The organism is Sagittula sp. P11 (assembly GCF_002814095.1).
In the GTDB taxonomy this organism is placed as follows: domain Bacteria; phylum Pseudomonadota; class Alphaproteobacteria; order Rhodobacterales; family Rhodobacteraceae; genus Sagittula.
Genome location: NZ_CP021916.1, coordinates 20554 through 39323 on the forward strand (window position 1 = coordinate 20554; position 18770 = coordinate 39323).

The window sequence follows — 18770 nt, forward strand, 5'->3', positions numbered from 1 at the left end:
GCCCCGTATCATCGACCTAGTGGTGCCCACATGGCAGGCTATTTCAATGGATAGATTTTTCTCTATCAGTATGCCCGCGGCTCAGTTTGTTAGAAATGTCCTGCTGTTCAGCTTCGCTGCATTACTGCCGGTCCTGTTGTTCTACGTCTTACTGGCTCCGGGCTTTGCTCCGGCTCTTGCTGCCGGCGGACCGGCACTCATGCGCTTACTAAGGCAGGTTGCGACCAACGGTTTGCCCGTGGTTTTTGCCGTCAACTATGTCAGTTTTTTCCTTTTCGCTATGACAAAGCAACCAAAGGCGGGCTCAAGAGACACGGCGTTTTTCGTGCTGGTCGATGTCTTGCTCAGAGCCCTTCTCTTTCCAGGTCTCCACGTGCTGATATACGTTCTATCTGCCGACTGGTTCGGGTCATTCGGCGGCAATCGTTCAACCGCTTTGGCGGTTGTATCCCCGACTCTTGCGCGTTCGGCGTTTTTCGAGAACATCTCCGGCGTTTACCTCTATGCGACTATGATAAGCGCGTTGCCGCTCTACGTCTCGGCTTTCGGGCGGTCGGAATTTCTTGGACCGGTTGTACGTCGCTTGCCCATGAACACGGGCGTGATGCTGCTTGCCCTGGCTGCGTTTGCCTTGTCGGTCGGGCTGATCACGATCGGCGCACAAGGCATCGCATCTCTTCAGGCCAGGTGATGGCAGGCTAATCACCGTGGGCGTGGGCGGGGGCGGGGGCGACTTGCGGTGCCACCCATTGCGACAAGTAAACGCGCTCGAAGGCGAACACAGCGATCATCCCGACAGCGGCGTAGAGAACGATCATCGGGTCGCTTTGAAGCTTCATCACGGTGAAAGCTGCCAGTACTATCGCATCGAGCGCCAGGGCAGTCAAAAGCACGATACCGAAGGCGCCGACGTCTGCTCGACGATAGCGGAACACGCCCCAATGTATGATCATGTCCATGACGAGGTAAAAGAAAGCACCGAGGGATGCGATCCGGCCTAAATCAAAGAGCACGGCCAACGTCGCGGCGATGACGACAGTATAGACCAGGGTGTGGCGTTGGATGGGACCTGGCATACCGAAGTGGCTGTGCGGGATCATTTCCATGTCGGTCAGCATCGCCAGCATACGCGACACCGCGAAGACGCTGGCCAGAACGCCGGACGCCGTTGCGACAGCGGCCAGGATCACCGTGAGTATGAAGCCGGTTTGTCCAAGGGCGGGCTGCGCCGCTTGTGCCAGCGAATAGTCACGCGCTGAGATGATCTCCTCGATCGTGAGACTCGAACCGACCCCGTAGGCGACCAACAGGTAGACGACGACGCAGATTCCGATAGAGAACATGATCGCTCGGCCAACATTGCGATTTGGTTCAGTGATCTCGGCTCCGCTGTTGGTGATCGTGGTGAATCCCTTGAACGCAAGGATGGCCAGCGCCGTAGAGGCGATGAACCCCGTGAGCCCGTAGGATTGTGAGGTCTCGGACGCCGCGGCGAACGCAAAACCACTGGACCACAGGGCCGCGATGCCAAACAGAGCTATGCCTCCGATCTTGATCGCGGCCATGATCAACGAGAACAGCCCGACCGAGCGGTTTCCGGCCATGTTCACCAAAAAGGCGAAAACGATCACGGCCACAGCCAGAGCGGGGACCAATGGGCCACCTTCGATATCGAAAGGGCGCAGGACATAGGTGGCGAAGGTTCGCGCGACGAGGCTTTCCGCGATCACCATGCTGAGCGCCATCAGCAGTGCGGCCCCGCCCGCGATGGCTCCGGGGCCATAGCATTTCTGCAGGATCATGGCGATGCCACCCGAGGACGGCCATTTGTTCGACATCCTGATGTAGCTGTAGGCGCTGAAGCTTGTGACGACCGCGCCGGCGATGAATGCAAGCGGGAAAAGCGGGCCGGCGAGCTGCGCGATTTGCCCCGTCAACGCAAAGATTCCAGCGCCGATCATCACGCCTGTCCCCATCGCAACGGCTCCGCCCAGACTGATGGAATTTTCGCGGTACGTTTCTTTTTCGCTCTGCATAAATGGCCCCCTTTTAATTTTGGTTCATCCGAACGCTGTTGCGCGCTTCTAGATACGAACGCCGCGAAGGCGCAGCGAATTGAGCACCACCGAGATTGACGACGCGCTCATGGCGAAGGCAGCAAACATCGGACTGATGAGGATGCCAAAGAAGGGAAACAGAACTCCCGCCGCGACCGGCACGCCGGAGGCGTTGTAGATCAGCGCGAAGAACAGGTTCTGGCGGATGTTGCGCATCGTGGCCCGGGCGAGCCGCCGCGCACGCACGATACCATCAAGGTTGCCCTTGACCAGCGTGACGCCCGCGCTTTCGATGGCCACATCGGCGCCGGTGCCCATGGCGATGCCGACATCGGCCTGCGCGAGCGCGGGGGCGTCGTTGACGCCATCCCCGGCCATGGCGACCTTGTGGCCCGCCTCTTGCAACTCAAGGATGATCCGCGCCTTGTCCTCCGGCAGCACGTCGGCCCGGATCTCATCGATTCCGAGCCGCGTGCCGATGGCCTTGGCCGTGCGTTCGTTGTCGCCGGTCGCCATGATGACGCGGAACCCCAGTTCATGCAGATCCTCGATGGCTTCTGGCGTGGTCTCCTTCACTGGGTCGGCGACAGCAACTAGACCGGCGATCTCGCCATCCAGCACAACGAACATGACCGTCTCGCCTTCGTCGCGGCGGGCATTGGCCTTGGCGGTCAACGCGCCCGCCTCGAGCCCCAATTCGCGGATCATCGCCAAATTGCCGAGCGCGACCGCTTTGCCGTCAACGACCCCCTTGACGCCCTTGCCAGTGACCGCCTCGAAGTCCCGTGCCTCGTCCATTTTGACATCTCGCTCCTCCGCACCCCTGACGATCGCTTCGGCCAAGGGGTGCTCCGATCCGCGCTCAAGCGATGCGGCGAGACGCAAGACCTCGGCTTCGTCGTGGCCGGGTTGCGGGAGTACGTCGACAAGCCGCGGCTTGCCTTCGGTCAACGTGCCGGTCTTGTCGACGATCAGGGTATCGACTTTCTCGAACCGCTCCAGCGCCTCGGCGTTCTTGATCAGCACCCCTGCCTGAGCGCCCCGTCCTGTCGCTGTCATGATCGACATCGGTGTCGCCAGGCCAAGCGCACAAGGACAGGCGATGATCAGAACCGCCACCGCCGAAATCAATGCGTAGGAAAGCGCAGGCGCGGGCCCCCAGATCGCCCAGGCGATGAAGGACAGGACCGCGATACCGATGACGGCCGGAACGAAATATCCCGCCACCTTGTCGGCGTATTTCTGGATCGGGGCGCGCGAGCGCTGCGCGTTCGACACCATCTCGACAATTTGAGCCAGCATCGTGTCGGACCCGACACGCGTCGCCTCCATCACCAGACTGCCGGTGCCATTGATCGTCGCGCCGGTCAGCGGGTCGCCCTCGGTCTTCTCGACCGGCACGGGTTCACCGGAGATCATGCTTTCGTCGACCGAGGACCGGCCGTCCAGAACCACGCCATCGACCGGCACCTTGTCACCGGGCCGCACGCGCAGCCGGTCCCCGACTTGCACGTCCTCCAGCGGGATTTCCTCCTCGGATCCGTCGTCCCGGATGACCCGCGCGGTCTTTGCCGCCATGTCGAGAAGCGCGCGGATCGCCTTGCCGGTCCCCTCGCGGGCGCGTAGTTCCATCACCTGGCCGAGCAGCACCAGCGTCACGATCACCGCCGCCGCCTCGAAATAGACGCCGACATGGCCTTCGGAGTCTCGGAACCCATCAGGGAATATGTCCGGTGCGAGAACGGCAACGACGCTGAAGAGCCAGGCGGCAAGAACGCCCATGCCGATCAGGGAGAACATGTTGAGGTTCAATGTGCGGAACGAAATCCATCCGCGTTCCAGAAACGGCCAGCCGCACCACAAGACCACTGGCGTTGCCAGGATCAATTCGATCCATTGTGTGGTGCTTTCGCCAAAAAAAGTCCGGACTGCGGGGAAACCGACGAATGGCCCCATCGTGAGGACAAGGAGCGGGATCGTCAGGACTGTGCCGACCCAGAACCGCCGTGTGAAATCCACCAGTTCGGGATTTGGACCTTCATCGCCCGGCACACCGGATTCCAGTTCCAATCCCATACCACAGATCGGACACGCGCCCGGATCAGGCTGCCGCACCTGAGGGTGCATCGGGCAGGTGAAAATGGGACCATCATGTCCTGTAGGAACCAGATCATATCGGCCATCGGCCGGCGTGGCACCCGCGTGGTGTTCGTGATGATCATGTGCTGAATGGACCTCGAGCTCCGATTCCGGCACGAGGTGCATCCCGCATTTCGGACAATTGCCGGGCTCGTCCTGCCGCACCTCAGGGTGCATGGGGCAAACGAATACCGAAGAAGCTGCTGTGGTTTCAGAACTGTCGGGAGTGCTCATTTTGCGGTCCTTTCCGAGAATGCTTCTCTTGCTTGGGGCTTCCATCCACAGGAGGGTCAAGAGAGATCAGTACGGCGATTACATTGCGGCTCTGCGGGGTGGCGCTGTCCGGCCCCGTTCCCGCCGGGCGAACACGATCAACGCCAGCCCGACCAGCGCCATTGGCATGGAGAGCAACTGGCCCATGGTCAAACCCCACTCACCAAAATGAAGCGCATGGCCGATCGGGTTGTCCGCCGTCACAAATTGTTGGTCCGGTTGCCGGAACATCTCGACGAAACTTCGGGCAAGACCATAGCCGGTCAGAAACACGCCAGCCAAGGCACCGGGCATTTTCAGCCAGCCCCGGCCCCAAGCGAGATAAATGAGCAGTATTCCAAGAATGAGCCCCTCCAATACCGCCTCGTACAGCTGGGACGGGTGTCGGGCGCAGAGGCCGCTAACCCCTGGGCAGGCCTGCGCGACTTCGCCGGGAAAGATCACCGCCCAGGGAACGTCCGTTGGACGCCCCCACAACTCATTGTTGGTGAAGTTCGCCAGCCTTCCAAGAAACAAGCCTGGTGGTGTTGCCAAAGCCAGCAAGTCGCCAGTGCTGAGCAATGACGCGTTCTGTCTAAGGCAGAACAGCAAGGCCGCGATGACAACTCCCGCGAACCCCCCGTGGAAAGACATGCCGCCTTGCCAGACCATCAGAATTTCCAAGGGATTGGCGAGATAATATGCGGGCTGGTAGAACAGTACAAAGCCCAGGCGACCACCAGCAATCACGCCGATGATGATCCACGTCAGAAGATCTTCGATCTGCGTTCGGTCAAGCGGCGGTCCAGCTGACGTCCAGAGCGCGGGACGGCTTATGGCACTCGAACAAATGCGCCAGCCAATCAGGATACCGAAGATATAGGCTAGCGCGTACCAGCGGAGTGCGAATGTGACCCCCCCGATGTCGAAGGAGAAGAGGTCGGTTCCAATATCCGGAAATGGCAATCCCGCTGGCAGCACTGGGTGAGTTCCTCATCAGGAATTTACGTGGGGATTAGATGGCATTGATCGAGCACCGCTAAAGGCGCTCGATCTGCGACAGGGCATCCAACGCCCATCCCGCCATCACGCGGTGTCGAGGGCGTCCCGAAGGAGATCGCGGACTTCGCCGGCGACCGCGTCCAGGTCTTGGTTCTGCACCGCCTGCATCGAAGCGACAGGATCGACCGCGCTGACCTCGGTGTCGCCGTCCAGTTGCCGCAGGATAACATTGCAGGGAAGCATCGCACCGATGCGAGGCTCGATCTCGATGGCTTTGTGCGCCATGCCCGGATTACAGGCCCCCAAGATGCGGTAAGGCGGCATGTCCGCATCAAGTTTCTTTTTCATCGTCGCTTTGACGTCAATCTCAGTCAGAACGCCGAAGCCCTTGTCTGCCAAAGCATCCCGAACACGCATCTCTGCGTCATCGATTTTGGTGTCTTTCAGGACGCGATCATAGGTATAGGCCATGGGAATTTTCCTTTCCGTGTCTCTATTTGTTGGCATACCGAGGCTAAACGGTTCAGGTCGCGGTTCGGTTCAATGTCCCGACCGCGAATGGTTTTGGGGTTGTGAGGACGGGTGCCGGAAAAAAACCGGCACCCATTGGCTCAGTTGTCCTGCATCATGGAGCCGTTGCCCATGCCCTGACCGTTGCCAGGCCGCGCAGGCGCATCTGCCATATTCGACCGCATCATCTGCATCCGCTCCATCCTATCGGCAGGAGCGGCCATCTCTTCCGGCGTCACCGCGCCGTCGCCATCGGCATCGAGGTGTTGGAAGCGATCCACCATCATTTCGCGGATCATCGCGCTGTGGAGAGCTTCAAACTCGGTAATCGAGAGGCTTCCATCCCCGTCGCTGTCAAACTCGGAAAGCTTGGCCTGCAGCTGCGTGCGCATTTCTTCCGGCGTCGTTGTGCCGTCTCCATCAGTGTCGAACATTTGCATCATGCCGCCAGCCATGCCTGGGCTCATCATACCACTGCCCATGCCTGCGCCCATCATGCCTGCGCCCATCATGTTTCCGTGCATGCGCTTCATCATGTCCATCATTCCGCCCATGTTCCCCATCATACCGGGACCACCGTTCTGCATCATGCCTGGTCCGCTCTGGGCGCCAAATTGTCCCCCACGCCCGTGGTTGGCGTCCGCGAATGCGGCACCGCCAAGGGCGGTTGCAGCCAGGGTCATTGCAGCGAGTAAAGTGTTGCGTTTCATTTCGATCACCTCGTGTCAGTGTTGCGATACCCAGCATATGGGGGGCACCTGCAGATGCGGAATGCCACGCGAGCCGGTGTTTTGTATCGCGAGGTCACAAAGGCGGGGTCTGTTACAAATTGCGACAAATCAATTCGGGGCGAACGCTCCTCTTCATCTGAAACATGCGATATCCAGAAAAAAAGGTGTCGAGGATCCGTATACCAACCGAAACCGAACCCATGTTTCGGTAGAGGTGAAATCCGGAAGAGTTGATGTCGAGATTGCTAGAGGCCCTGAATATCCCGAAAATTCAGTCATTCAACTCATGGCAGGAGGCTGCAAGGTGCGCTTTTCCAATCGCATTTTCTCAGTTCTAACCGTGGTGATTTTGGCGGGGTGCGGTGCAGGAAACGACATGCGCCCTGATGCTTCAGCCGAAGTCATCAGTAGTGCATCCTACCGTCACGACGGACCGGCTGCGCTGACGCTGTACACCATGATCAGCAACAGATCCGGGGCGGGTGCGCATAGCAGCGTCATGATCAATGGGTCGCAGCGCGTTATCTTCGATCCGGCAGGAACGGTCCGGCTGAGCGCGGTACCGGAACGGGGAGATGTGCTTTATGGCATTACTCCACAAGTGGCCGATTTTTACGCACGGGCTCATGCACGGGAGACCTACCACGTCGTCATACAAGAGATCGATGTGTCCCCCGAAGTCGCGGAGCAGGCCTTGCGGCTTGCAATTGCCAGCGGCCCAGCCGCTTCCGGTTTTTGTGGTGCCAGTACCTCCGCGGTACTCAGACAATTACCAGGATTTGAATCCATCGGACGCACATTTTTTCCAAAGCGCCTGATGGCGGATTTTGGCAAGTTGCCGGGCGTGCGAACCACAAAGCTGTTCGAGAACGATGAGGACGACAAATCCGTAGCGATCGCACAGTTCGAAAGTTCACTTGCGACACAGCCGTGAGTGTTCGTCCAACAATTCATTGGAAGATGTCCCTGCACGACGCAGTCCTCGGCGTGTGAGCCAAAGATGCAATAGGTTAGCTTCGAGCGGTAACGCTGTCTTCGGCCGAGTAAAGGAACGCCGTCGATCCGACAGCGACATTCGGATAGAGATCATTGATGTGGGCCATCACCATGCGCACGCATCCCGAACTGGCCCGGCCGCCAATGCTGCGAGGGCTCGGCGTTCCGTGAATTCGAAGGTACGTATCCCGATCTCCGACGAATAGATACAAAGCCCTGCTGCCCAAGGCATTGTTGGGGCCGGGCTCCATACCGTCGGCAAACCGCTCGTAAGCCTCCGGATCGCGTTCGATCATTGACTGCGTTGGCGTCCAGTGCGGCCATTCGACCTTTCGGCGGATCGTATAGGTGCCGGGTTCATAGAGATCGCCCTTGGCAATCGCCACCCCGTATCGCATCGCGGTGCCACCTTCCTCGATATGGTACAGATAGCGCGCGATCGCATCGACGTGAATGTCACCCGGGCGCAAACCGTCATTCGCCAAAACGCGTTGCGGCAGCAGCCTGGGATGCAGCCCCCATGGGTTGGTTGTTGCCGGGTCATAGTTGGCGGGCGTGATCTGCGCATCCCAAGCCGCTTTTTCGGCTTTCGTCGGCCAGGTCTTAGCGAATGCTGGCGAACTCAGAGAAGCTGAAAACAGCGAGCCGGAAAGTGCAAGGAAGTGTCGTCTTGTAACCATGAAGCGAAGCCCTTTGTTTGTTTTCGATGAATGCGGGACGATTCAAGAAACGTCCGCGACCCCATGCCACCGAACCTTTTGATGTCTTGCGATCGCGACCAACCAGAGGCAAGCAAGGACACCGCTTAGGATCGCGTTCCAACTCGCCATGGACAACGTCAGAAATTCCCAGACAACCTCACTGCACAGAACAAGATTGGACGCATTTGAACTGGCAGAGGGCAGCAATTCCGATACCGACATTTGGGAAACATCGAGGCCGGATCCCGTGCAAGAAGTCGGTCCCTCCCACCAGCCGCGCTCGACACCGGTATGAAACACTCCCAACGCGGATGTGCTGAGTGCCGACAGGGCACCGATTATCAGGATTGGCAAAATCGGCAGAGCAAAGAGCAACAGAGCGCCCATTCCAATGGCGATTGCGTGTGGGTAGCGTTGCCAGATGCACATTGCGCACGGCGCGTACCCAAGAGCCTGGAAAACGAAGGCCCCCAACAGCAAGGCGGCTGATCCTGCCGCCGCAGTCATGCCGAGAGATTTTGGTGTCAGGGTCAATGAACGCTCCCATTGGCAGTCGATGGACCTGTTTCTCGCTTGTCAGGTTACGTAGACGGCGAAAGGCCTGTTATCATTCAGAGATTTGTAACGGTATGTATCCGTCTCGACCCTCAGCCGACTCTGATCCACGTTGCCATACCGTCGGCTTGGTGGCTCAACATGTGGCAATGCAGCATCCAGGATCCCGGATTGCCCAAGACGACGAGAATATCCCGCGTCTCGCCGATATCCAGATAGGTCGAGTCCCGGTATGGACCGGCTTTCCCCGCCGCATCGAGTTCCCAGAAATGGTGGCCATGCAGATGCATGACGTGTGGAAACCCGGTTTCGTTGCGGATCGAAATGCGCGCGGTCGTCCCCTGCGCGACGGATAGGAAAGGGGTTCGAGGCAGGCCCGATACGTCATTGAGCGCCCACGTCCCTGTGCCGTTGTGGGACGCGCTTCCCGCACCTCCCTGAAGCACCAGCTCCGCGGTTTGGCCGGGGTCTTGCGGGGCGGGCATTCGGTTGGCGGGCAACGCGGTGATGGGCGCTTTCGCAGGCTCACGAGAGCCGGAAACAGCGATTTCGCCAAGGCTCAACGTCCGCTCTCCAAAGCTGTCGTCAAATCTAATAGGCCCGGTCGCATCACCAATCACATCGCATCTTTGCCCCGGAGCTAGGAGGATGGGTTCGAGTGTCTGTGGCTGCGCCAGGGGCATACCATCCAGTGCAACGATCTTGCCTGCCAGACCGTCCAGCCCGACACGGTAAACCCTGTCGATAGAGGGATTTATCAGGCGCAAGCGCAGGCGGTCGCCTTGTCTCACATTCTTGCTGGTTCCATTGGAAACAAGCGCCGTGACCGTATTGCCGATACGGCCCTCGGTCGCGAAATGAGCCGGGTTGAACCCTTCGTCGTACTGTCCGAACTGATCCAACAAGACATCGAAGAACTGAACAACGATGTCATGGTCGACAGCCGGCGCATTTTGCTCCTCGACGATGAAGGCGCCGAAAAGACCGCGGCTGACCTGATCGTAAGACAGGTAATGCGAGTGATACCAATACGTGCCGGCATCCGGGACGCCGAATTGATAACGATACGAGTCGCCCGGAATGACCACATCCTGAGTGAGGACGTTGACACCATCCATCCGATTTGGAACCCGCAACCCATGCCAGTGAACGAGAGCGCCCTCCTCCAATCGGTTATCGAGGGTAATGCGGGCGGTTTGTCCTTGTCGCATTCTGACTTCTGGGCCCGGCAGACCACCGTTGAAGCCCAACATCGACACGTCGTACCCAGCAAGGTGCGCCTTGATCGATTGGGGCGCGAGGATCAACTCGTGTGTCGCTGCTGGCAAGCGGGTACCAGTCAGCGCAACGGTCATCCCGCCAAGGAAAGACCTCCGGCTCAAAGACAATTCCGTCACCTCATGAATGATAGACTGGCTTTCGCCAACTGCCGCACTTGTGCCATTTCCGGAAGAGGAACTTCAAGGCGACAGAACACTCCTCACGCCGTTGTCACTTTGGGATACAGGATGACGCGGGCGCCCATTTCAACGCGTTCGTACAGATCCTTCACATGTTCATTCGTCAACCGCGCGCATCCATTCGACACGGCAGACCCAATTGTCTCCGGGGCGTTCGTTCCATGAATGCGAAGATAGGTATCGCGTCCCTCGGCATCGTAGAGATAGAGCGCGCGGGCCCCGAGCGGGTTGTTTGGCCCGCCTTTCAGTCCATCCTTGTACTTTGCGTATTTGCGTGGCTCGCGCCGGATCATGGCGTTCGTTGGCCGCCACCATGGCCATTTGGCCTTGCGCGCTACCGTGAACTCTCCGGGTTCGTACAAACCTTTGCGCCCTACCCCGACCCCGTAGCGGATCGCCATCCCGTCCTCGAGCATGAAATAAAGGAAAAAATCGTCGGGAACGACGTGGACATCGCCTTTAACCCAGTCACCACGACGGGTGTTTACCAATTGTGGTTCGAACCGTTCGGGCAATTTGACTTTGTGGGCCCAGGCAGTTGTGGGCAGAAAGCAACCCATCGCTCCGGCACAAATCAATTCTCGTCTCGTGAAATTCTGCATGGCGCGATCTCCTCGGACCCATGAAAATTCAGTGCGCGTCAGGGGCAAAGAAAAGAAGCCGTGAACCGGGGCAAACGACGCGCCTTTGTTGCCTTGAAACTACGAAAATTCGTGCTTTTGGAACTCTCCAGCGCTGGAATGTTGTTGTTTTACAGAGAACTGCAAGGAGGTGACTGGAAATGCACTACTCACGATTCTTTATGATGATCGGAACATCGACCGTGGTCATGTTCGTTCTGATGTACCTGAACACCTATCTTTGGGGCCATATCTTCTTTTCGGAGACACGCCTTTACATGGCCATCCTGATGGGGGCGACCATGGCCGTGATCATGTTGGCGTACATGTTGTCCATGTATCAGAACACCAAAGCCAACATTGCGATTTTCGTTGGCGCAATAGTCCTTTTCGCGGCGAGCCTCTGGCTGGTTCGCGGGCAATTCACGGTGCAGGACAGGTCCTACATGCGCGCCATGATCCCGCACCACTCGATCGCCATCATGACGTCGACTCGTGCCGAGATCACCGACCCGCGCGTCCGGGGGCTCGCAGACGACATTATCTATGCGCAGGACAAGGAAATCGCCGAAATGCGCTACCTTATTGCTGACATTGGAGCAAACGGCGAAGCATCGGCCACGCGAAGCGAAACGCCGGCGCAGGTTGTGGATGCGCAACAGGCGCTTCAAACGGAGGTCGTGTCGAAGGTCGATCCTGAGTTTCTGACGGAAGACGAAATCGCTGCGGTGTTCCCGAATGGCGGAAATTGCCGCTTTGCTTACACCTCGGACAGTCCGGCTGTACTGGTGACTGGTGAAACCGGCGAAGGGTCTGCAGCCGCAATGAAGATCAGCGGTGATCTGGTGCGCCTGAATGCGCAGGGCGAAAATGCATTTTCTGAAGGCCCGCTGTCGGCCGAGATCGCAGAGACGAACGGTGACCTGACCGATCTGATCGTCAGCGCGGGAACCGACTACGAAGCCGGGTTCCGTGGTCAACTTACGTGCAGCGGATAAGGAGGAAAGGACATGCCCCGCGACACAGACAGTAAATCCGCGCAGCTTTATCGCATGGTCATGCCGGGCCATGTCTGCCCCTACGGTCTGAAATCGAAAGACCTGCTGGAGCGGCAAGGCTTCGAGGTGGAAGACCATCCGCTTGACACCCGTGAAGACACCGATGCTTTCATGGAGAAGCACGGGGTCGAGACGACGCCGCAGACTTTCATCGGGGACGAACGGATCGGCGGTTACGATGATCTCAGGGTGTTTTTCGACATTGACCCACCCGAGGAAGAGCAAAGCGACACGACCTACCAGCCGGTCATCGCGATCTTTTCCGTTGCCGCGCTGTTGGCATTGGGCCTGTCTTGGCACCAGTACGGGTCGGTCCTTACCTTGCGGGGGTTCGAATGGTTCATTTCGCTGTCCATGACCATTCTCGCGATCCAGAAATTGCAGGATGTCGAAGGGTTTTCGACGATGTTCCTCAACTACGATCTGCTGGCGCGCAAATGGGTGCGATACGGCAAGGTCTACCCGTTCGGCGAAGCGTTGGCAGGTGTCCTGATGACTGCCGGCGCGCTGCTGTGGCTCTCGGCGCCTGTCGCCCTGTTTATCGGCACGGTAGGCGCTGTCAGCGTGTTCAAGGCTGTTTATATCGACAAGAGAGAGCTGAAATGCGCCTGCGTCGGCGGTGACAGTTCCGTCCCGCTGGGGTTCATTTCGCTGACGGAAAACCTGATGATGATCTTCATGGGTATCTGGATGCCGGTCCGCGCGATCTGGTTCTGAGGTACAGCCCCTTCTTGCCTGTCACTTGGCCAACCGCTCCGGCGACAGATCCTCGATGATGGGGCAGTCGGGCCGGTGATCCCCGGCACATTTTTCCACCAGTTCGGCGAGCGTCGCGCGCATGGATTGCAGTTTCGCGATCTTTTCCTCGATCTGGCGCAGATGGTCTTCCGCAACCGCCTTCACTTGCATGCTTTCGCGGTTTTCATCCTCGTAGAGCGACAGGAGCGTCCTGCAATCTTCGATGGTGAACCCCAAGGCCCGTGCGCGACCCAGAAACGCCAGCTTGTGAACGTGGTTCTCGGTGAACGCGCGATAGCCGTTCTCGCTACGGTTCGGGCGGATCAGACCGATGTCCTCGTAGTAGCGGATCGTCTTGGCGGGCACACCCGATTGTCGGGCAACGTCTCCGATGTTCATGTCGGACCTCCGTTATTCTGCTGGAGCAGGAGTGGCGGCTGCCATCTCTGCCGGGATTGCGCGCTGCTCGTCCATCGCAGGCGCGATGCGCCGCAGCCGCAGGGCATTGGTCAGAACAAACACCGAGGACAACGCCATCGCACCCGCCGCAAGGATTGGTGACAGGAGCAACCCAAAGGCCGGATAGAGCACCCCGGCAGCGACCGGAATAAGTGCCACGTTGTAGGCAAAGGCCCAGAACAGGTTCTGCCGGATGTTGCGCATGGTCCGCCGCGATACTTCGAAGGCGTTCACCACGCCGCGCAAATCGCCCGACATCAGGACGACATCCGCAGATTCGATGGCCACATCGGTGCCGGTTCCAATGGCGATGCCCACATCGGCATGCGCCAGCGCCGGGGCGTCGTTGATCCCGTCGCCGACAAAGGCGATGCGCTTTTTCCCTTGGCGCAAACTGTCGAGCGCCGCAACCTTGCCGTCCGGCAGGACGCCGGCGATGACGTGGTCGATACCGGTTTCGCGGGCGATGGCTTCGGCGGTTTCGCGTTTGTCGCCGGTGATCATCGCAACCGCAAGACCCTTTTCGTGCAGCGCTGCGATGGCTGCGCGGCTTGCCGGTTTGACCGGATCGGCCACGCCGATCACGGCGGCGACACGCCCATCTATGGCAGCGTAAAGCGCCGTGCGACCCTTGCTTGCGATTTTCGTTTCCTCTGGAGCCAATGCCGAGACGTCAATGCCTTCGCGCGCCATGTAGCGGTCGGCCCCAACCAACACCTCCACGTCTTCGACCACGGCGCGCACGCCGTAACCTGTGACCGATTGAAAGCCTTCGGCCGCCACAAGAGGTGCGCCCTCGGCCCGCGCGGCCCGCACGATGGCGTCCGCGACAGGATGCTCGGAGAGCGACTCCACGGCAGCGATCTTCGAGAGCGTTGTTGGGCGATCGAACCCTTCCGCCAGCACAAGGTCAGTCAGTGCGGGTCGCCCCTCGGTCACCGTGCCTGTTTTGTCGAGGGCGACCACATCAACGGAATCAAGTTGCTGCAAGGCGTCACCTTTACGGAACAGGACACCCATTTCCGCAGCACGTCCCGTCCCGACCATGATCGAGGTCGGCGTCGCAAGCCCCATCGCGCAGGGGCACGCGATGATGAGCACCGACACACCGGCGACCAGCGCCATCGTCAGGGCCGGATCAGGCCCGAAAAACAGCCAGACCAGCACGGTCGCCGCCGCGATCGCCATCACGGCAGGCACGAACCACAAGGTGATCCGGTCGACCAATCCCTGGATCGGCAGTTTGGCGCCCTGGGCCTCTTCGACCATGCGAATAATCTGCGCCAGGGTCGTGTCGGCGCCGACCCGCGTGGCGAGGAACTGCAGGCTTCCGGCGCCGTTGACCGTCCCGCCGGTCACCGTATCTCCGGCACCTTTTTCAGCGGGGATCGGCTCGCCTGTCAGCATGCTTTCGTCGACGCGGCTGGTCCCCTCGATGACCTCGCCATCGACCGCGATGCGTTCACCAGGGCGCACGATGACGATGTCACCCTGAACCAGCGCATCGATCTCGATCTCGACGCTTTCTCCGTCCCGCATCACGCGTGCAGTCCGCGCCTGAAGCCCTAATAGCTTCTGGATGGCCGCGCCCGTTCTCCCCTTGGCGCGCGCTTCAAGAAACCGCCCCAGAAGGATCAGAACGACGATGACCGCTGCCGCCTCGAAATAGACGGTGCGCAGCGTGTCAGGCAGGACCGACGGTACGAATGTCGCAACCACGGAATAAAGGTAAGCCGCCCCGGTGCCGACCGCGACGAGGCTGTTCATGTCGGGGGCACCCCGGAACAAGGCCGGGAAACCCTTGGTGTAAAACGTCCGGCCCGGGCCGAAGAGAACGATTGTCGTCAGCACGAACTGAAGAAGCCAACTCGTCTGCTGGCCAATCGTGGTCTCGATCAGCATATGAACGGCCGGAATGACGTGGCCACCCATTTCGATCAGGAAGACCGGCAAGGCGAGGATGGCCGCAAAGGTGACCCGTTTGGCAAGCGCCTGAGCCTCTTCCTCCTTGCGCGCAACTCTGTCGTCACCGGCCTGGGCCGTTGCCACGGTTGCTGGATACCCTGCCGCGCCGCTTGATTCGATCAGATCGGATGTCGTGACAAGACCTTCGACGTAAACGACCGTCGCCGTCTCTGAGGCGAGGTTGACGTTCACCTCGACCACCCCGGGCACCGCGGCAAGCGCCTTATCGACCCGCCCGACGCAAGAGGCACAGGACATCGCTGCAATCGTGAGTTCGGCCCTGGCCTTCCGCGCGGGGTAGCCCAGCTCGCGAAGGGATTCGATGATGTCGGGAATGCGCTTGAGCGCGTCCACGCTCATGCGAGCAGTTTCCGAGGCAAGGTTCACCGACACATCCTCTACGCCGTCGATTGCATTCAATGCGCGATCGACCCTGCCAACGCAGGACGCGCATGACATGCCTTCGATCGGCAGGCTGATCTGTTTGGGTTCGGGCATATGTGTCACCTGTTTTTCCATTCGAAGTGGAATATGAGGCTTCCAGTTACTGGAGGGTCAATGGGAGGGCGCCAAATAAATTTCTTCACTTGACCTTCCAGCGGGGGGAAGCCCCATGTCACCGATAGAAATCAGATCAAGGAGTGGTTCCGATGAAGTTCAGCGTTCCGGACATGAGCTGTGGGCATTGCACCGCAGCAATCGAAAGCGCGGTGAAGAGCGCAGATCCGAATGCAGGCGTAGAATGTGACCTTTCTGCCCGACAGGTGCATGTCGACAGCGTGTTACCAGCCGATCAGGTCCAAGCGATCATTCGGGATGCGGGCTACAACGTGGAACCTGCGGCCGCTTGATGCAGTGCCTGGACCACCCAAGGGTGGTCCGGGCACAGAATTTCAGTCTTCGACTTTGCGGGCTTCCTCGACCAAGTCGGCAAGCTGCGCCTTTTCGACGAAGCCCGGGACCAGCGCATCCCCGATCACGAAAGACGGCGTGCCGTTAAAGCCCAGAGCTTGGGTCAGTTGCATGGAGGTCGCAATGTGCTCTTCGACCTCGGGGGCCTCCATGTCCTTGCGCAACTGCGCGATATCCAGGCCGATCTCCTCGGCCACGCGCAGCACGGAGGCCTCTTCCGCGCGGCCTTCCAGCCCCATCATTGCCCAGTGAAACTCTTCGTATTTGTCCTGCTTGCGCGCTGCCAAGGCCGCTTTCGCGGCAAACACCGATCCGTCTCCGAGAATGGGCCATTCACGATAGACGAGGCGAATGTTGGGATCGTCTTCGATCAAAGCCCGCACCTCGGGTTTGACCCGCCGACAATAGGGACAGTTGTAGTCGAAAAATTCCACAACAGTGACGTCCCCTTCCAGGTTGCCGAGAACCGGCGCATTCGGATCGTTCTCGATCAGATCGCGCTGGTCATTCAGAACTTGGGCCTGACTGAGCTCCTGCGCTTGCGCCTGCCTTTGTTCGAGGATCGCCACGGCCTCCATGACAATCTCCGGGTTCTCGCGGATTGCCTCGAGCACAAGTTCCTTGACCCGGGACTCTGACAGTTCGTCCGCGAGTGCCGGTATCGGAAGCAAGGCAGCTATCGCGACCGTCGTGAAGGCTTGTCTGAAACGCATTTTAGTTCTCTCCCCGTTGTTCGTCGGCTTCTGTCCGCGCGGCCTGGACTTCGCGGATGCGGTCTGGCCAGGTGGACCGGATGAAGGCCAGGATGTTGTGAATTTGCTGGTCGGTCAGCACGTCTGCGAAACCGGGCATGCCACTGTCGAATTCGACGCCCTGACGCGCCAGAAGCGCCGCACCCCCCAGTTTTGTGTAATCGAAGAGCAGGCTGTCAGGATGATGCCAGGTGTGACCCGTCTCATCATGTGGTGGTGCTGGCAGGCGCCCATCCGCGCCGGGCGTTCGCCATTCCGGCTGGCCTTCCAGACCCGCGCCATGACAAGACGCACAGTTTTCTGCGTAGAGCAACGCGCCTTCTTCGATGTCGTAGCTCTCCGCCCTGGACGCGCTGCCGACATCCGAGGATGCACTGGTCGAGAGCCAATACGTGAAGGCGGCTGCTGCGACAGTGATCGGAAGGGACCAAACGAGATATTTCATGTGACCCGTATCCAGGTTGTCATGCCAGATGCGGCGTGGCTGAGCATGTGGCAATGGAACAGCCACTTGCCGGGATTGTCTGCCGTAAAGGCGATCTCCCGGGACTCGTTGCCGGCCAACAGGATCGTGTCCCGCATCGGCCCGAACGCGCCGTCGGGGCGCAGCTCGCGGAAATGCATCCCGTGCAGGTGCATCGCATGTGGGAAAACGGTCTGGTTCTCGATCTTCAGGCGCACCGGCTCGTTCAGGGATAGATCGGCCAGTGGCGTGTAGGTCATTTCGGCGACATCATTCAGGGCCCAGAATTTGCCCGCTTGGGCAAGCTGACGGAATCCAAGACGTTCCCCGCCAAGCAATGCGGACTCCATTCGCCCCATTGCCCCGCCGGACATGACCAGTCGCAAATCACGCGCATCGGCAAGGTCCGGGGCGTGTGCCGCGGGGTTCGGCGGCAACGGCAGTGGCTTGCCTCTTGGTACTGAACTGGCTGTGCCGTTGACCAGAAAACTCACCAACGGGGTCAGTTGATCATCATCGCCGATGCGAAGCAATTGGGCGGTGCCGCCTTCGTCTTCGGTCACATCCACAATTAAGTCGACGCGCTGTGCCGGGCCGAGGATCAACTCGCCGTCAACCGACTGGGGTTGGCCGGTTGGCATTCCATCCACGGCCACCGTCCAGCCACTGAATCCAGAGAGCCTCAGCGGGAAAATTCGAGCGCTTGCTGCGTTGATGATCCGCAAGCGAATGCGCTCGTTGCGCTGCGCGGGCAAGGTCAGGTCATAGCGCCCGTTGGTCGTGATAAAGTTGCCGGTACGTCCACCGTGGCTCATCATCATGGGCTGTTCGAAATTGTCGAACAGCTGCCCGCTCTCAGGGTCGAGCAACCAGTCCTCCAGAACGATGACTTCCTCGCGGTCGATGTCCGGTCCATCGACCTCTTCGACGATCAAGGCACCGCGCAGACCACGCGCGACTTGCTCGTATGAGCGATTATGCGCGTGATACCAATAGGTGCCCGCGTCCGGTACGACGAAGTCGTAGTCAAAGGTTCCACCCGGCGCTACGGCCTCTTGGGTCAGCCCTGAAACGCCATCCATCGCGTTGTCGATCCGGATTCCGTGCCAGTGAACCGAACTGGGATCGGGTACCTCGTTGCGAAACCTGCGACGCACCCGATCGCCTTGTGTGACCCTGATTTCCGGGGCCGGAACGAGGCCGTCATAGCCCCAGATCTCTGTTTCCGGGTAGGTGTCCGGAAGAAGCTGTCGACGTGCAACCTTGGCAATCAGGTCCTCGAACGGGGTCGCGGCAAAAGCCGACTGCGGGATGGCCGCCGCGCAGGCCGCCAGTGTTGCATGGCGCAAGAAATCCCGACGTGTTTGTCTCATTTCGATCCTCGAGAAAGCGGGGGCGTG

General features: G+C 59.5%; 19 protein-coding genes. 5 read left to right on the plus strand and 14 right to left on the minus strand.

Annotation, left to right across the window (positions count from 1 at the left end; translation table 11 throughout):
* Positions 1–46: 46 nt before the first annotated feature.
* Positions 47–691 (plus strand): hypothetical protein, encoded by a 645-nt coding sequence (locus tag CDO87_RS25155; protein WP_007803445.1) that lies wholly within the window; start codon positions 47–49, stop codon positions 689–691.
* Positions 692–698: 7 nt separating this feature from the next.
* Here the strand turns inward: CDO87_RS25155 and CDO87_RS25160 are convergent, their stop codons facing one another.
* From CDO87_RS25160 to CDO87_RS25180, 5 genes are all read right to left on the minus strand, one after another.
* Positions 699–2036, minus strand: a complete 1338-nt coding sequence (locus CDO87_RS25160) for an APC family permease (RefSeq protein ID WP_007803442.1) — start codon at positions 2034–2036, stop codon at positions 699–701.
* A gap of 48 nt (positions 2037–2084) precedes the next feature.
* On the minus strand, positions 2085–4430 hold the full coding sequence (locus CDO87_RS25165) for a copper-translocating P-type ATPase (protein ID WP_012187177.1): 2346 nt from the start codon (positions 4428–4430) through the stop codon (positions 2085–2087).
* A 78-nt stretch (positions 4431–4508) separates the two neighbouring features.
* Positions 4509–5429 (minus strand): prolipoprotein diacylglyceryl transferase, encoded by a 921-nt coding sequence (lgt, locus tag CDO87_RS25170; RefSeq protein WP_007803438.1) that lies wholly within the window; start codon positions 5427–5429, stop codon positions 4509–4511.
* 105 nt (positions 5430–5534) lie between these two features.
* A complete protein-coding gene (locus tag CDO87_RS25175) occupies positions 5535–5921 on the minus strand; it encodes a DUF302 domain-containing protein (protein WP_007803435.1) in 387 nt (128 codons plus the stop codon).
* A gap of 140 nt (positions 5922–6061) precedes the next feature.
* The gene (locus tag CDO87_RS25180; protein WP_012187178.1) at positions 6062–6670 is read right to left on the minus strand and encodes an EF-hand domain-containing protein; all 609 of its coding nucleotides are present in this window, start codon (positions 6668–6670) and stop codon (positions 6062–6064) included.
* A 343-nt stretch (positions 6671–7013) separates the two neighbouring features.
* On the opposite strand from CDO87_RS25180, the gene CDO87_RS25185 reads away from it, so the two are divergent.
* Positions 7014–7625, plus strand: a complete 612-nt coding sequence (locus CDO87_RS25185) for a hypothetical protein (protein ID WP_100931479.1) — start codon at positions 7014–7016, stop codon at positions 7623–7625.
* Positions 7626–7701: 76 nt separating this feature from the next.
* On the opposite strand, the gene CDO87_RS25190 is transcribed toward CDO87_RS25185, so the two are convergent.
* The 4 genes from CDO87_RS25190 to CDO87_RS25205 form a co-directional block, all read right to left on the minus strand.
* The gene (locus CDO87_RS25190) at positions 7702–8367 is read right to left on the minus strand and encodes a L,D-transpeptidase (RefSeq protein ID WP_100931432.1); all 666 of its coding nucleotides are present in this window, start codon (positions 8365–8367) and stop codon (positions 7702–7704) included.
* 42 nt (positions 8368–8409) lie between these two features.
* Complete coding sequence (locus CDO87_RS25195) at positions 8410–8895, minus strand: disulfide bond formation protein B (protein WP_100931433.1); 486 nt, start codon at positions 8893–8895, stop codon at positions 8410–8412.
* Between the two features lie 140 nt (positions 8896–9035).
* Positions 9036–10298, minus strand: a complete 1263-nt coding sequence (locus tag CDO87_RS25200; protein ID WP_100931434.1) for a multicopper oxidase family protein — start codon at positions 10296–10298, stop codon at positions 9036–9038.
* Positions 10299–10423: 125 nt separating this feature from the next.
* Positions 10424–11005 carry a L,D-transpeptidase gene (locus CDO87_RS25205; RefSeq protein WP_100931435.1) on the minus strand — a complete coding sequence of 194 codons (582 nt, stop codon included), beginning with the start codon at positions 11003–11005 and terminating at the stop codon, positions 10424–10426.
* 179 nt (positions 11006–11184) lie between these two features.
* Between CDO87_RS25205 and CDO87_RS25210 the strand changes: the two genes are divergently transcribed.
* Positions 11185–12021 carry a DUF305 domain-containing protein gene (locus CDO87_RS25210; RefSeq protein ID WP_012187184.1) on the plus strand — a complete coding sequence of 279 codons (837 nt, stop codon included), beginning with the start codon at positions 11185–11187 and terminating at the stop codon, positions 12019–12021.
* A 12-nt stretch (positions 12022–12033) separates the two neighbouring features.
* The gene (locus CDO87_RS25215; RefSeq protein ID WP_012187037.1) at positions 12034–12798 is read left to right on the plus strand and encodes a MauE/DoxX family redox-associated membrane protein; all 765 of its coding nucleotides are present in this window, start codon (positions 12034–12036) and stop codon (positions 12796–12798) included.
* A 21-nt stretch (positions 12799–12819) separates the two neighbouring features.
* Here the strand turns inward: CDO87_RS25215 and cueR are convergent, their stop codons facing one another.
* Entirely contained in the window at positions 12820–13218 is a 399-nt protein-coding gene (gene cueR, locus CDO87_RS25220) for a Cu(I)-responsive transcriptional regulator (protein ID WP_038008399.1), read from the minus strand.
* A 12-nt stretch (positions 13219–13230) separates the two neighbouring features.
* Positions 13231–15741 carry a heavy metal translocating P-type ATPase gene (locus CDO87_RS25225; protein WP_100931436.1) on the minus strand — a complete coding sequence of 837 codons (2511 nt, stop codon included), beginning with the start codon at positions 15739–15741 and terminating at the stop codon, positions 13231–13233.
* Positions 15742–15893: 152 nt separating this feature from the next.
* Here CDO87_RS25225 and CDO87_RS25230 point away from each other — a divergent pair, with 152 nt between their 5' ends.
* Positions 15894–16094, plus strand: a complete 201-nt coding sequence (locus tag CDO87_RS25230; RefSeq protein ID WP_007803412.1) for a heavy-metal-associated domain-containing protein — start codon at positions 15894–15896, stop codon at positions 16092–16094.
* Between the two features lie 42 nt (positions 16095–16136).
* On the opposite strand, the gene CDO87_RS25235 is transcribed toward CDO87_RS25230, so the two are convergent.
* Genes CDO87_RS25235 through CDO87_RS25245 form a run of 3 tightly spaced genes read right to left on the minus strand, consistent with a single transcriptional unit; the run spans position 16137 to position 18743 of the window.
* Entirely contained in the window at positions 16137–16868 is a 732-nt protein-coding gene (locus tag CDO87_RS25235; protein WP_009807488.1) for a DsbA family protein, read from the minus strand.
* A gap of 1 nt (position 16869) precedes the next feature.
* Positions 16870–17352 carry a cytochrome c gene (locus CDO87_RS25240; protein ID WP_100931437.1) on the minus strand — a complete coding sequence of 161 codons (483 nt, stop codon included), beginning with the start codon at positions 17350–17352 and terminating at the stop codon, positions 16870–16872.
* Positions 17349–18743, minus strand: coding sequence for a multicopper oxidase family protein (locus tag CDO87_RS25245; RefSeq protein WP_100931438.1), 1395 nt, complete (start codon positions 18741–18743; stop codon positions 17349–17351). The genes CDO87_RS25240 and CDO87_RS25245 overlap by 4 nt, the downstream gene beginning before the upstream one ends.
* Between the last annotated feature and the right edge of the window lie 27 nt (positions 18744–18770).

What these genes read in the sequence shown, in the direction of transcription:
- CDO87_RS25155 (WP_007803445.1), top strand. Translation starts at nt 47, where the DNA reads ATGGATAGATTTTTCTCTATCAGTATGCCCGCGGCTCAGTTTGTTAGA.
- CDO87_RS25160 (WP_007803442.1), bottom strand. Translation starts at nt 2,036, where the DNA reads ATGCAGAGCGAAAAAGAAACGTACCGCGAAAATTCCATCAGTCTGGGC.
- CDO87_RS25165 (WP_012187177.1), bottom strand. Translation starts at nt 4,430, where the DNA reads ATGAGCACTCCCGACAGTTCTGAAACCACAGCAGCTTCTTCGGTATTC.
- CDO87_RS25175 (WP_007803435.1), bottom strand. Translation starts at nt 5,921, where the DNA reads ATGGCCTATACCTATGATCGCGTCCTGAAAGACACCAAAATCGATGAC.
- CDO87_RS25180 (WP_012187178.1), bottom strand. Translation starts at nt 6,670, where the DNA reads ATGAAACGCAACACTTTACTCGCTGCAATGACCCTGGCTGCAACCGCC.
- CDO87_RS25190 (WP_100931432.1), bottom strand. Translation starts at nt 8,367, where the DNA reads ATGGTTACAAGACGACACTTCCTTGCACTTTCCGGCTCGCTGTTTTCA.
- CDO87_RS25195 (WP_100931433.1), bottom strand. Translation starts at nt 8,895, where the DNA reads ATGACTGCGGCGGCAGGATCAGCCGCCTTGCTGTTGGGGGCCTTCGTT.
- CDO87_RS25200 (WP_100931434.1), bottom strand. Translation starts at nt 10,298, where the DNA reads ATGACCGTTGCGCTGACTGGTACCCGCTTGCCAGCAGCGACACACGAG.
- CDO87_RS25205 (WP_100931435.1), bottom strand. Translation starts at nt 11,005, where the DNA reads ATGCAGAATTTCACGAGACGAGAATTGATTTGTGCCGGAGCGATGGGT.
- CDO87_RS25210 (WP_012187184.1), top strand. Translation starts at nt 11,185, where the DNA reads ATGCACTACTCACGATTCTTTATGATGATCGGAACATCGACCGTGGTC.
- CDO87_RS25215 (WP_012187037.1), top strand. Translation starts at nt 12,034, where the DNA reads ATGCCCCGCGACACAGACAGTAAATCCGCGCAGCTTTATCGCATGGTC.
- cueR (WP_038008399.1), bottom strand. Translation starts at nt 13,218, where the DNA reads ATGAACATCGGAGACGTTGCCCGACAATCGGGTGTGCCCGCCAAGACG.
- CDO87_RS25225 (WP_100931436.1), bottom strand. Translation starts at nt 15,741, where the DNA reads ATGCCCGAACCCAAACAGATCAGCCTGCCGATCGAAGGCATGTCATGC.
- CDO87_RS25230 (WP_007803412.1), top strand. Translation starts at nt 15,894, where the DNA reads ATGAAGTTCAGCGTTCCGGACATGAGCTGTGGGCATTGCACCGCAGCA.
- CDO87_RS25235 (WP_009807488.1), bottom strand. Translation starts at nt 16,868, where the DNA reads ATGCGTTTCAGACAAGCCTTCACGACGGTCGCGATAGCTGCCTTGCTT.
- CDO87_RS25240 (WP_100931437.1), bottom strand. Translation starts at nt 17,352, where the DNA reads ATGAAATATCTCGTTTGGTCCCTTCCGATCACTGTCGCAGCAGCCGCC.
- CDO87_RS25245 (WP_100931438.1), bottom strand. Translation starts at nt 18,743, where the DNA reads ATGAGACAAACACGTCGGGATTTCTTGCGCCATGCAACACTGGCGGCC.